This window comes from Paraburkholderia sp. RL17-368-BIF-A, assembly GCF_046054045.1.
In the GTDB taxonomy this organism is placed as follows: Bacteria; Pseudomonadota; Gammaproteobacteria; order Burkholderiales; family Burkholderiaceae; genus Paraburkholderia; species Paraburkholderia graminis.
The window spans coordinates 145,617-157,977 of record NZ_JARESN010000013.1 but is presented as its reverse complement, the minus strand read 5'-3'; the positions used below and the strand labels follow the sequence as shown (position 1 = coordinate 157,977).

12 protein-coding genes and 1 tRNA gene are annotated in these 12,361 nt (G+C 63.3%); 7 read left to right on the top strand and 6 right to left on the bottom strand.

Features of this window, described 5'->3' with window-relative positions; translation table 11 throughout:
* Positions 1 to 42: 42 nt before the first annotated feature.
* Positions 43 to 231 (top strand): hypothetical protein, encoded by a 189-nt coding sequence (locus tag P0D87_RS22340; protein ID WP_053858494.1) that lies wholly within the window; start codon positions 43 to 45, stop codon positions 229 to 231.
* On the opposite strand, the gene P0D87_RS22335 is transcribed toward P0D87_RS22340, so the two are convergent.
* From P0D87_RS22335 to P0D87_RS22325, 3 genes are all read right to left on the bottom strand, one after another.
* Positions 202 to 582, bottom strand: coding sequence for a DUF5594 family protein (locus tag P0D87_RS22335; RefSeq protein WP_006052515.1), 381 nt, complete (start codon positions 580 to 582; stop codon positions 202 to 204). The genes P0D87_RS22340 and P0D87_RS22335 overlap by 30 nt on opposite strands.
* Before the next feature lie 109 nt (positions 583 to 691).
* Positions 692 to 889, bottom strand: a complete 198-nt coding sequence (locus P0D87_RS22330; protein WP_006052514.1) for a hypothetical protein — start codon at positions 887 to 889, stop codon at positions 692 to 694.
* A gap of 116 nt (positions 890 to 1,005) precedes the next feature.
* On the bottom strand, positions 1,006 to 1,914 hold the full coding sequence (locus tag P0D87_RS22325; protein ID WP_006052513.1) for a LysR family transcriptional regulator: 909 nt from the start codon (positions 1,912 to 1,914) through the stop codon (positions 1,006 to 1,008).
* Positions 1,915 to 2,068: 154 nt separating this feature from the next.
* Here P0D87_RS22325 and P0D87_RS22320 point away from each other — a divergent pair, with 154 nt between their 5' ends.
* The 6 genes from P0D87_RS22320 to P0D87_RS22295 all read left to right on the top strand — a co-directional run bounded on the left by P0D87_RS22320 (position 2,069) and on the right by P0D87_RS22295 (position 11,235).
* Positions 2,069 to 4,201, top strand: a complete 2,133-nt coding sequence (locus P0D87_RS22320; protein WP_053858495.1) for a 3-hydroxyacyl-CoA dehydrogenase NAD-binding domain-containing protein — start codon at positions 2,069 to 2,071, stop codon at positions 4,199 to 4,201.
* A 63-nt stretch (positions 4,202 to 4,264) separates the two neighbouring features.
* Positions 4,265 to 5,473, top strand: coding sequence for an acyl-CoA dehydrogenase family protein (locus P0D87_RS22315; RefSeq protein ID WP_053858496.1), 1,209 nt, complete (start codon positions 4,265 to 4,267; stop codon positions 5,471 to 5,473).
* A 15-nt stretch (positions 5,474 to 5,488) separates the two neighbouring features.
* Positions 5,489 to 6,631: an acyl-CoA dehydrogenase family protein gene (locus tag P0D87_RS22310; protein ID WP_053858497.1), complete on the top strand. Its 1,143-nt coding sequence runs from the start codon at positions 5,489 to 5,491 to the stop codon at positions 6,629 to 6,631.
* A gap of 86 nt (positions 6,632 to 6,717) precedes the next feature.
* The gene (locus P0D87_RS22305; protein ID WP_053858498.1) at positions 6,718 to 7,611 is read left to right on the top strand and encodes a LysR family transcriptional regulator; all 894 of its coding nucleotides are present in this window, start codon (positions 6,718 to 6,720) and stop codon (positions 7,609 to 7,611) included.
* A gap of 135 nt (positions 7,612 to 7,746) precedes the next feature.
* Positions 7,747 to 9,735 carry an aconitase family protein gene (locus P0D87_RS22300; protein ID WP_053858499.1) on the top strand — a complete coding sequence of 663 codons (1,989 nt, stop codon included), beginning with the start codon at positions 7,747 to 7,749 and terminating at the stop codon, positions 9,733 to 9,735.
* Between the two features lie 57 nt (positions 9,736 to 9,792).
* A complete protein-coding gene (locus P0D87_RS22295; protein ID WP_053858500.1) occupies positions 9,793 to 11,235 on the top strand; it encodes an MFS transporter in 1,443 nt (480 codons plus the stop codon).
* A gap of 104 nt (positions 11,236 to 11,339) precedes the next feature.
* Here P0D87_RS22295 and P0D87_RS22290 read toward each other — a convergent pair.
* From P0D87_RS22290 to P0D87_RS22280, 3 genes are all read right to left on the bottom strand, one after another.
* Positions 11,340 to 11,416, bottom strand: a tRNA-Pro gene (locus tag P0D87_RS22290).
* A 61-nt stretch (positions 11,417 to 11,477) separates the two neighbouring features.
* The gene (locus P0D87_RS22285; RefSeq protein WP_029967632.1) at positions 11,478 to 11,885 is read right to left on the bottom strand and encodes a MerR family transcriptional regulator; all 408 of its coding nucleotides are present in this window, start codon (positions 11,883 to 11,885) and stop codon (positions 11,478 to 11,480) included.
* A 46-nt stretch (positions 11,886 to 11,931) separates the two neighbouring features.
* Positions 11,932 to 12,342 (bottom strand): integration host factor subunit alpha, encoded by a 411-nt coding sequence (locus tag P0D87_RS22280; protein ID WP_006052505.1) that lies wholly within the window; start codon positions 12,340 to 12,342, stop codon positions 11,932 to 11,934.
* Positions 12,343 to 12,361 lie beyond the last annotated feature (19 nt).

Sequence of the window (12,361 nt, the reverse complement as noted above, 5' to 3'; positions counted from 1 at the left end):
GTCAATCGGGCAAGCTCGAACGGCCGCTGCATTAGAAATGCAGTGGCCGTTTTTTATTTCGCCGAGGGTTTTTGCTGCTGCGTCTGCATCGCGAGGTCGGACATTGTGAGCAACGCCGCGAACGTGACGACCATCGTCGCGGAGATCACCCATGCTGCCGACGAGCAGACGCGCGGCATTCAGGAAGTGAGCTGCGCGGGCTCAAGCCTCGAAGTCGAGCCCGCCGATTAATGACACGGGCTCCGCTTGCGTGTGCGACGAAAAATCGAGTTCGCGCGCGTGGCGCCATGCCTGCAGCTTGCGAGGCAGCGCGGCCAGATAGCGCGCAAAACGCGCCTGCCCTTCGTCTTTCATGAGCCGCTCGATTTCGTCGCTGTCCCACGTCAGATACAGATTCAACGGATGCGCGTAATGCGCGATGTGCTCGAGCGGCGCCGCATGAATACGAAGTCGTGTCGGACGACCAGGACCGCCATACGGCAGCACTTCCGTATGCACGGTCGTGGCGAAGCACGCAGCGATGGCCTCGGCAATGCGAGGCGCGAACTCAATATCGAAACGGTCGGCGGTGTCTGGGCGCATCTCATTCTCCGGCGTGCTGCGCAATGAGCGAAGCATCGTAGCACGCGCAATGCGGCCTCCGGCGAGCGCCTTTTCCCGCCCTCTTCTTCGGGCGACGCTTATCCCCGCGTTATCCCGCGCGCTTGGCCTTCTGCGCGCGGCTATTGCGCCTGCGAACCACGAAGCCGATCAGCGCCGCCAGCGCGGCCGTGGCCGCATAGCCCGCGAGGCGAATGGCTTGCTCGCCCGGTAAGCGCGCGACCAGCAGCGCGGCAACGGCGCATGCAAGAACCGCGAGCACGACGAGCAATGCATTTGACCGCTTCATTCTGGTGTCCCCTGACGTTTTGACGTGCTGCGTGCCGGCGCGTGCGCGCTCTTTTTCTCAGCATACTCGCGGCAAGCGCGCGAATGCGCAATGGTCTTTAACCCGCAAACCGCGCTTCAGGCGACGCGGCCTCTTCCGCTCGCGCGTGCCTGCTCCAGAATGAATTCGATGAAGGTTGCCGCCGCGCGCGTGTGATGGCGGTTCGGCATATAAAGCAGGTACATGTTGGTGCCGAAGATGCTCAGGCGCCATTCGTCGAGCGTCGTCACGACATCGCCGCGTTGCAGATCGTCATGCACCACATAGTCGGGCACGATGCCCACACCGAGTCCCGCGAGCACCGCCTGCCGCAAAAACAGAAAGTTCTCGGAGATGATGGTCGGCTCCAGCAGCACCTCGTGGCGCTCGTCGCGCAGATACGCGGCAACGCGCAATTGCCGGCCGACCACTGCGGCGGTGATCAACGGCGTGGTGCGCAGATCGTCGAGTTGCGTCGGCATGCCATGCGTGTCGGCGAAGGCGCGCGACGCGCACGCAACGTAGCGCACCGCTCCCATGTCGCGCGCGACGAGATTTTGCGGCGGCTCGGACATCACTCGCACGGCGATGTCCACTTCGTCGCGCATCAGGTCTTCGACGCGATTCTCGAACAGCACGTCGAGCACGATGCCGGGATAAAGGCGCTTGAACCCGATCAGCCACTCGGACATCACGAGTTGACCGTAACCGCTCGGCACGCTGAGGCGCACTCGCCCTTGCAGGCTTTGCCCGAGCGTCGTCACCGATTCGCGCGCGGCCAGCAACGCGTTCTGAATCGCGCGGCCATGTTCGTACAACTGCAGACCGATCTCCGTAGCCTCGACCCGGCGCGTGGTGCGCCGCACGAGTTGCAGGCCGACCGAGCGCTCGAGCTGATTGAGGTGATAGCTCACGTTCGCGCGGCTCATCTTCAGGCGCCGCGCGGCCTCGCTCAGGTTGCCCGCGTCGAGTATCTCGACCAGCAGGGTTAGCGAATTGACGTCCACAAAACCGGCCTTTGTCAAAGTTATTTTGACAGTCTGTCAATCGTTGATGTGATTGTCAATGAACCTTGACCGCTCCACAATCGTGAGCATTCGCGAGACGTGGCATGCGGCAGCCCACCGTCTGCGCGCCGAGACAATCAAAGGAGACGCGCCCATGACCCTCACCTCTTCCACCGACACTTCAGCCGACGTCGTCACGCGCGAATTGCGCGGCAAGGTGCTGCTCGTCACGATCGACCACGCGCCCGTCAACGCGCTTTCCGCCGACGTGCGGCGTGGCCTGCTCGCCGCAATCGAAGCCGCCGACAGCGACCGTTCGGTCGAAGCGGTGCTGCTCGTCGGCGCGGGCCGCAACTTCATCGCCGGTGCGGATATTCGCGAGTTCGGCAAGCCGCCGGTGCCGCCGTCGCTGCCGGACGTGTGCAACCGCATCGAGGCGTGCACGAAGCCGGTCGTCGCCGCGATTCACGGCGCGGCGCTCGGCGGCGGTCTCGAAGTGGCGCTCGCCGCGCACTACCGGATTGCCGTCGAAGGCGCGAAGCTCGGCTTGCCCGAGGTGCAGCTCGGCCTGCTGCCCGGCGCGGGCGGCACGCAGCGCACGCCGCGCCTGATCGGCGCAGAGGCCGCGCTCGATCTGATCCTGAGCGGCCGCCATGCGAGCGCGAAGGAAGCGCTCGCGCTCGGACTCGTCGACCGGTTGGGCGCGAGCGGCGACGTGCTCGCCGAAGGCCTCGCCTATGTGCATGAACTGCTTGCCGGCGATGCAGCGGTGCGTCGCACGCGCGACGCCGGCGCGTTGAGCGATCGCGCCGCCAGTCTCGCGGCGGTCGCCGCGGCGCGTGCCGAGACCGCGAAGAAATCCCGCGGTCTGTTCTCGCCGCTGAAGATCGTCGATGCAATCGAGGCCGCGATCACGCAGCGCTTCGAAGAAGGCTTGCGTGTCGAGCGTCAGCTCTTCCTGCAATGTCTCGACAGTCCGCAGCGCGCCGGCTTGATTCATGCGTTTTTTGCGGAGCGCGAAGTGTTGAAAGCGCCCGAGACACGCGATGCAAAACCGCGCGCACTGAATGCAGTCGGCGTGGTCGGCGGCGGCACGATGGGCGCGGGCATTGCGGTCGCGGTGCTCGACGCGGGCCTGCCAGTGACGATGATCGAACGCGACGAGGCGTCGTTGGCGCGGGGCCGCGCGCACATCGAGAAGGTCTACGACGGCCTCATCGCGAAGGGCCGCCTGAGTGCCGCAAAGAAAGACGAGTTCATGGCGCGCTGGACCGGCAGCACCTCATACGATGCACTGTCGAACGCGGACCTCGTGATCGAGGCCGTGTTCGAAGACCTGGCCGTCAAGCAGGCAGTCTTCGCCGAACTCGACCGCGTCTGCAAAGCGGGCGCCGTGCTCGCGACCAACACCTCGTATCTCGACATCGACGCGATTGCCGCCAGCATTTCGCGGCCCGCCGACGTGATCGGCCTGCACTTCTTCTCGCCGGCCAACATCATGAAGCTGCTTGAAGTCGTCGTGCCGCAAGCCGTGAGCGCCGACGTCGTCGCGACCGCGTTCGAACTCGCGAAGAAGCTGCGCAAGACGCCGGTGCGTGCGGGCGTATGCGACGGCTTTATCGGCAATCGCATTCTGGCCGTCTATCGCAGCGCGGCGGACGCGATGATGGAAGACGGCGCGTCGCCCTACCAGATCGACGCTGCGGTGCGCGCATTCGGCTTTCCGATGGGACCGTTTCAGGTGGTCGATCTCGCGGGCGGCGACATCGGCTGGGCCGCGCGCAAACGGCGCGCCGCGACGCGCGATCCCACGGCGCGCTATGTGCAGATCGCCGACCGCCTCTGCGAGCGCGGCTGGTTCGGCCAAAAAACCGGCCGTGGATTCTATCTGTACCCCGAAGGATCGCGCAGCGGCCAGCCGGACCCGGAAGTGGAGGCGATTATCGACGCCGAGCGCGAGCGCGCCGGCATCACGCCGCGCAATTTCACCGACGACGAGATCATTCGCCGCTACATGGCCGCGATGATCAACGAAGGCGCGAACGTCGTGCATGAGCGGATCGCGCTGCGTCCGCTCGACGTCGACGTAACGCTGCTGTATGGCTACGGTTTTCCTCGCTATCGCGGCGGTCCGATGAAATATGCGGACATGGTTGGCCTGCCGAGCATTCTCGCGGACATTCGCGGGTTCGCGAAAGAAGACCCGTTGTTCTGGCAAGCGTCGCCGCTGCTCGTTGAACTCGTCGAGCGCGGCGCGGATTTTGCGAGCCTCAATCAGACAATCTGACGCCGCTTGCCGGTGCTTGTCCGTGCTTGTCAGCAGAAGCATTCGAATCACAAAGGAACTGCGATGGACCTGAACTTTACGCCCGAAGAAGAAGCGTTCCGCGCCGAGGTACTCGCGTTTCTGCGCGACAAACTCCCGCGGCGTCTCGCCGACAAAGTGCACGGCGGCCGGCGGCTCACGCGCGAGGACATGGCCGAGTGGCACGCGATCCTCAACGAGCGCGGCTGGCTCGCGAATCATTGGCCGAAGGAATACGGCGGGCCCGGCTGGAACGCGGTGCAGAAATTCATCTTCGAGAACGAATGCGCGCTGGCCGGCGCACCGCGCGTCGTGCCCTTCGGCGTGAATATGCTCGGACCCGTGTTGATCAAATACGGCAGCGACGCGCAGAAACGCCACTGGCTGCCGCGCATTCTCGATGGTTCCGACTGGTGGTGCCAGGGCTATTCGGAACCGGGCGCGGGCTCCGATCTCGCGTCGGTGAAAACCACGGCCGTGCGCGGCGTCGATGCGGACGGCGAGCATTACATCGTCAATGGACAGAAGACGTGGACCACGCTCGGCCACTACGCGAACATGATCTTCTGCCTCGTGCGCACCGCGACCGACGTCCGCAAGCAGGAAGGCATCAGCTTCCTGTTGATCGACATGAAAACGCCGGGCGTCGAAGTAAGGCCGATCATCACGCTCGACGGCGAGCACGAAGTGAATGAAGTGTTTTTCACGGACGTGCGGGTGCCGGCTGCCAATCTCGTCGGCGAAGAAAACAAGGGATGGACATACGCCAAATATTTGCTGACGTATGAGCGCACGAATATCGCGGGCGTCGGCTTTTCGGTGGCGGCATTCAACCGGCTGCGCAAGATCGCGGCGAAACAGCGGCGCAATGGGCGGCCTCTCGCGGACGACCCGTCGTTCGCGGCGCGCATGGCGCGCGTCGAAATCGATCTCGAGAACATGAAGACGACCAACCTGCGCGTGATCGCCGCGGTGGCGGGCGGCGGCGTGCCGGGCGCCGAAAGTTCGATGCTGAAAATTCGCGGCACGGAGATTCGCCAGGAGATCTCGTCGCTCACGCGCCGCGCGATGGGACCGTATGCGCAGCCCTTTATCGAAGAAGCGTTGCACGACGGTTATCAAGGCGCGCCCGTTGGTCCCGACGAAGCGGCGAGCGCGGCTTCGCAATACTTCAACAATCGCAAGCTGTCGATCTTCGGCGGATCGAATGAGATTCAGAAGAACATCATTTCCAAAATGATCCTCGGACTGTAGAAGGAAACGGACATCATGAACTTCCAGCACACCGAAGATCGCCGGATGATCGCCGATACGCTGAACCGCTTTATCAGCGAACAGTATGGCTTCGCGACGCGCGACCGGATCGCGCGATCGGCGCATGGTTTCAGCAGTGAGTTGTGGAATCGTTTCGGAGAGCTAGGCATTATCGGCGCGTTGTTCGATGAAGCGAGCGGCGGCTTCGGCGGCGGCGGCTTTGATATTGCAGTCGTGTTCGAGAGCCTCGGGCGCGGGCTCGTGGTCGAGCCGTTTCTCGATACGCTCATCGTCGGCCAGGCCATTGCTCGCAGCGGCAATGACGCGCAGCGGGCGTTGCTCGGCGGATTGATCGACGGCTCGCGTATTGTGGCGCTCGCGCACGGCGAGCCGGATAGTCACTACGAACTCGCCCGAGTGACGACGCGCGCCGAGCGCAATGGCGATGGCGATGGCAGCGCGTGGCGATTGAATGGCGCCAAGGCGGTGGTTCAGCACGGCGAGCAGGCTGCCCTCTTCCTCGTGTCGGCGCGCCCCGAAGGTGCGGACGATTCCGAAGCCGGCGTGACGCTGTTTCTGGTGCCTCGCGATGCGCCGGGCGTGAGCGTGCGCGGTTATCCGAAGATCGACGGCGGGCGCGCGGCCGAAGTGAGCTTCGAGAACGTCATACTCGGCGACGACGCTTTGCTCGGCGCAGCGGGCGAAGGTTTCGCAACGCTCGAATATGCGATTGCATGCGGCGTGCTCGCGCTCTGCTCGGAAGCGGTCGGCGCGATGGACGTCGCGAAGGACTACACGCTCGACTATCTGCGCACGCGCAAGCAGTTCGGCGTGGCGATCGGCAGCTTCCAGGCATTGCAGCACAGAATGGCCGACATGCTGCTCGAAATCGAACAGGCGCGCTCAGCGGTAATCAACGCCGCGGCCGCGTTAGGTGCGGAACGCAAGGTGCGCGAGCGCGCGGTGTCGGCGGCGAAATACAGCATCAGCAGGATCGGTGCGCTCGTCGCGCAGGAGTGCATTCAACTGCATGGCGGGATCGGCATGACGTGGGAACTGCCGCTCGCTCATTACGCAAAGCGGCTTGTGATGATCGATCATCAGCTTGGGGATGAGGATCATCATTTGGAGCGGTTTGTGGAGTTGGGGCGAGAGTGACGATTGTTGAACGCAGTCGTCCGGGGGCTTAGGACTGCCGCTGCTAGAATTGGCTGTTCAGACTTTGCAGGCGCAACGCCGGCCGTATGCGAATCGATCCGTACAGCCTCGAGCTGTTCATCTCCGTCGTGCAGGAAGGCTCGATTGCTCGCGCCGCCAGCCGCAATCACATTGCCGCTTCCGCATTGAGCCGGCGTATCGCGGATCTGGAGTCGGCAATGGGCCTCGCGTTGCTGATTCGTTCGCCGTCGGGAGTCGAGTTGACGGAGGCCGGGCGGCATGCCTTTTCTCGTGCGGTGTCGGTCCACGATCAGTTGCAGTCATTCGCCCGCGAGGTGCAGTCGCTCAGCGGCGAGGTCGCCGGCGTCGTGCGTCTGTATGCGAACGCATCGGCGATTGTCGGCTTTTTGCCCGAGCGGCTGAAGGCATTTCAGGCCCACTACCCGCTCGTGCGAATCGCACTCACCGAGCAGATCAGCGACGAGGTCATCCGCGCCTGCATGGACGACCGCGCCGACGTCGGCATTTCTGCAAGCGGCAAAGCATCCGGCGGACTGGAATCATGGCACTTCGCCGATGACCCGCTGATGGTCGTGCTCCCTCTCGATCATGAACTCGCCGCGCTCGAGGCGCCGACCTTCAGCGACCTGCTCCGCTTTCCGCTCGTTGCGCTGCAGGCCGGCGGCTCGCTGGATCTGCTCATCAAGGAGCGCGCCGACGCAGCGCGAACGCCGCTCAAGCTGTCCGTTACCGTCAACAGTTTCGACGCGCAGTGCCGGATGGTCGAAGCAGGACTTGGCATCGGTATTGTGCCGACGAGCGCCGCGTCCGCGTTCGCCGGATCGCATGCGTTCGTGCGCCGGCCGCTCGATGAAATCTGGGCGACGAGCCGCACGCTGCGGGTTCATGCGCTGCGCAAATCGTCGCGTCTGAAGGCGGTCCAGGCGTTGATTGAAGCGCTGACAGGTCCTGCCAGTTAAAGAGACGTCGGCGGACCATCACAAGCCCCTTGCAAGCCCTTCGTGAGGCCATCGCCAATCGCGATGCCCCGTTTGCCGATCCAGCACTTCGCGCTGCTCTCGCCGCCATCTAGATTCGGGTAGAAGGAGAAGTGGATGGCAAAACTGGATTTGACTGGCCGCGTACTGTTTCTTTGCGCGGACCCCGAACGGATCGCGCAACAGCTCGACGGTACGGATCTGAACCCCGCGACGGCAGGCAGCTTGAGAGACGACGTGTCGACGGACGAGATCACGCCGATGAGCGTGCTGACCCGCTTCGACGAACGCCTTGGCCGGGTGCCTTATGTGGGGTTCCGTGCAGGCGATACAAATCCGATCGGTATCGACGCCATTCGCAACGGCGGCTTTCGCGTGACGGTGGCGGGCAACCGGTACGGCAAAGGATCGTCGCGCGAACATAGTCCGCTCGCGGAATATCGCGCCGGCATCCGGCTCGTGATCGCGCGGAGCTTCGAGCGCATCTATCGTCAGAATGCGGACAACCTCGGGCTCTTTACGTCGACGGACTTCGGCCTGATCGAACGCATCCAGCGAGGCGAGCCGATCGACGTCGAAGAGCTCGTCGCCTCGCGCGATAGCCTCGCCGCTGCGATTCTGACAAGCGGCGGCCTGCTGCGTTACGGCGCGCAAAACATGCGCCAAATCCGCTCGACAACTTCCGCGGCCAATGCCGATGCAAATGTCGCTGACGCCAACAACGCGCAGCCGCGCACGCTCGCGCAAAAAATCCTCGACCGTCACGCGCATTCCACCGATGCAACCGGCGACACGCCGACGCCCGGCAGCGGCGCGTTCGTCCGCGCGGATTGGCGCTTCATCCACGAGTACTACACGGGCATGGCCACGCACATGCTGCATGCCACATTCGGCAAGCCGCTCACGCTGAGCGATCCCGACACGATTCTCGCGTTCGAGGATCACCTGTCGTATTCGCACAAGAGCGAGCTTCATGTGCGCAACGGCCTGCTGCCCGACGTGCGCGAACTGTCGGCGGCGCATCGTCAGTTCGCGCGCGACTACGCGATCACGAATCACGGCTATCTGAGCGAAGTCGACGGCAGCTTCACCGAAGGTTCAGAAGGCATCTCGCACGCGATGATGGCCGAGCGTTACGCGCTGCCCGGGCAACTGATTGTCGGCACCGATTCGCATACGCCGCATAGCGGCGCCTTGGGCTGTCTCGCGTTCGGCGTCGGCACGACCGACATGGCGAATGCGTTTGTCACAGGCGCGGTGCGCATGACCGTGCCCGAATCGCTGCGGGTTAATTTCAACGGCGCGGTGGCGCCGGGCGTCACCGCGAAAGACCTCGTGCTGCACTTGCTGGCCGAACCGCGCATACGTGCGGGTGCGGGCGTCGGAAAGGTGTTCGAGTTCGCCGGCAGCGCTGTCCATCAATTGACGACCGACGAGCGAACCACGCTCACCAACATGACGGCCGAGCTGGGCGGCTTCTCCGGCATTGTCGCGCCCGATGAAGAAACCGTGCGCTTTTTGAAGGAGCGCCGCGGCATCGACTTCGGCCTCGAACCGTGGATGCAGAGCGATGCGGGCGCGACATACGCCGACGTCATCGATATAGACTGCACGCACATTTCGCCGATGCTCGCCGCGCCCGGCGATCCGGGCAACGGCATTGCGCTGCGCGATCTAGCGCAACGCCCGAAGGTGGACATCGCGTATGGCGGCTCGTGCACGGCAGGCAAGCGCGAGGACTTCGATCACTATCACGAGGTGCTCGCATGGGCGCTCGCGCGCGGCTTGCGGGTGCCGTCAGGTGTGAAGCTGTTTCTTCAGTTCGGCACGTCGGAGGTTCGCGATTACTGCGTGAAACGCGGCTATATCGACGCGTTCGAGCAGGCCGGCGCGATCCTGCTGCAACCCTCGTGCGGCGCATGCGCCAATTGCGGACCGGGCTCGTCCACCGACGCGGACCAGGTCACGATCAGCGCGATCAACCGCAATTTCTCGGGCCGCTCCGGGCCTGGGCAAGTATGGCTCGCGAGTCCGCCGACGGTCGTTGCAAGCGCGCTTGCGGGCAAAATCGCTTCGTTTGCCGAATTGCAGGAACAGCACCGCTAACGGCCGCGGGGCAAGTTGTGACATATTCAAAAAGAGATGCAGATACAGGAGACAGGCATGGCCATTCTGGAGGGCGCGTCATCGCTACGCGTCGGTAATGACGCAGCACAAGCCGAAGCGGCCACGGTCGCCGGCATCGGAACAATTTCCGCCCGCCTCGACAGACTTCCCGCGACGCGCGCGGTCTGGAAGCTGATCCTGCTGCTCAGTCTCGGATTCTTTTTCGAGCTGTACGATCTTCTCTTCACGGGCTACGTCGCGCCCGGTCTCGTGAAAAGCGGCATTCTCACGCCCACGACGTCGGGGCTCTTCGGCACGTCCGGCGTCGCGAGCTTCGTCGCCGCCCTGTTCGCCGGGCTGTTCGTCGGCACGATCGCGTGCGGCTTTCTCGCCGACCGTTTTGGCCGGCGAGCGATCTTCACGTGGTCGCTGCTGTGGTACATGGCGGCGAACACGGTGATGGCCTTCCAGGACACCGCACACGGCCTCAATTTATGGCGCTTCGTTTCAGGCATGGGCATCGGCGTTGAACTCATCACCATCGGCACCTACCTGTCCGAACTCGCGCCGAAGCACTTGCGCGGCAGGGCTTTTGCGGTGTGTCAGGCGATCGGCTTTTCCGCGGTGCCTGTCGTGGCGTTTCTTTCGTATCTGCTCGTACCGAGAACGCCGTTCGGACTCGACGGCTGGCGCTGGGTCGTGCTGCTCGGCGGCATCAGCGCACTCTTCGTCTGGTACTTCCGGCGAAATCTGCCGGAAAGCCCGCGCTGGCTGGCGAGCAAGGGGCGAATTCGCGAAGCCGACGAAGTGCTCGCGCGTCTGGAAGAAAAAGTCGCACAGCAATACGGCAAGCCGCTGCCTGAGCCTGGGCCCGCGGCGCCGGTGCCGCGCAAGGCGCGATTCGCCGACATGTGGCAGCCGCCCTATCGCAAGCGCACGCTGATGCTAATCGTCTTCCATATTTTCCAGACCGTCGGCTTCTACGGTTTCGCCAACTGGGTACCGACGCTGCTGGTCAAGCAAGGCATCACGGTGACCTCGAGCCTGCTCTATACGACGGTGATCGGCCTGGCCGCGCCGCTCGGTCCGTTGCTTGGCTACTGGATCGCGGACCGCTTCGAACGCAAGCATGTGATCGTGTGCATGGCCGCGATCAATATCGTGAGCGGATTGCTGTTCAGCCAGGCCTCGGCGGCGGTGATGATCGTGACGCTCGGCGTGCTGCTGACGCTCGCCGGCAACATCATCTCGTTCACCTATCACACGTATCAGCAGGAGCTTTATCCGACGGCGATCCGCGCGCGTGCGGTGGGCTTCGTGTATTCGTGGAGCCGGTTGTCTGCTGTGTTCAGTTCGTTTGTGATCGCGTTTATGCTGAGGGAGTTCGGCGTGACGGGTGTGTTTGTGTTTATCGCGAGCGCGATGGCGCTGGTGATTGTCGCGATCGGTTTGATGGGGCCGCGGACGTTGGGGAAATCTTTGGAGAGTATTTCACACTGAATGCGTCACACTGAATGCGTCGCACTGAATGCGCGATTGGCGGGGCACGCTGTGGTGCAAATGAAAAAGGCCTTACAAGCGATGCTTGTAAGGCCTTGATTCTTTGGTCGGGGCGAGAGGATTTGAACCTCCGACCACCTGCACCCCATGCAGGTACGCTACCAGGCTGCGCTACGCCCCGAACAGCAAGAAATTATAACAGACACTTCATTCGATGAGAACCGCCGCCACCAACAAAGCCATTAGCGATTCAACAGGTCGATCACGTGAAGCAGCTCTTTGCGCAACTGTTCGACGTCGACGGCAACCGTGGTCGGCGCCGGCGGTGCGACGCCCTCGACCTGGTCGCCCGCTGCGGCCGGCGCACCGTGCGCGCCGCCGCCATGCGAATCGAGCCGGTTGCGCGCACCGTTGATCGTGAAACCCTGCTCGTACAACAGCTCGCGAATCCGCCGGATCAACAACACCTCGTGATGCTGATAGTACCGGCGATTACCGCGCCGCTTCACCGGCCGCAACTGCGTAAACTCCTGCTCCCAATAGCGCAGCACATGCGGCTTCACACCGCATAGTTCGCTGACCTCACCAATCGTGAAGTAGCGTTTCGCTGGAATCGGAGGCAAGACGACTTTTTCCATCGTCGCTGTCATCGTCAGTTAGCCGTCGTGGTGGGTTGCGCAGGAACGCGCCAGTCGATCAGCGCGTGAAGCTCGCTTCCGCGCCGTTCTCGACCAGAGCCTTCAGCTTTTGACTTGCATGAAACGTCACAACGCGGCGCGCGGCGATCGGAATCGCCTCGCCGGTTTTCGGGTTTCTGCCGGGACGCTGCGGCTTGTCGCGCAACTGGAAGTTGCCGAAGCCCGACAGCTTGACGCTGTCGCCGCTCTCGAGCGCGTCGCGGATCACCTCGAAAAACGCCTCGACCATGTCTTTCGCTTCCCGCTTGTTGAGCCCGACATTGTCGAACAGCAACTCGGCAAGTTCCGCTTTGGTGAGCGTCGGCGTTTCAGTTGAAACGGCGGCGGGTGATGTCGGAATTTCTCGAATCATGGCGCTGCGTTGCGCCGTAAGAAGGGCTTCGAAATCACTCGAGTTCATTTCATTCATATCTATCAAATGGCGCGCC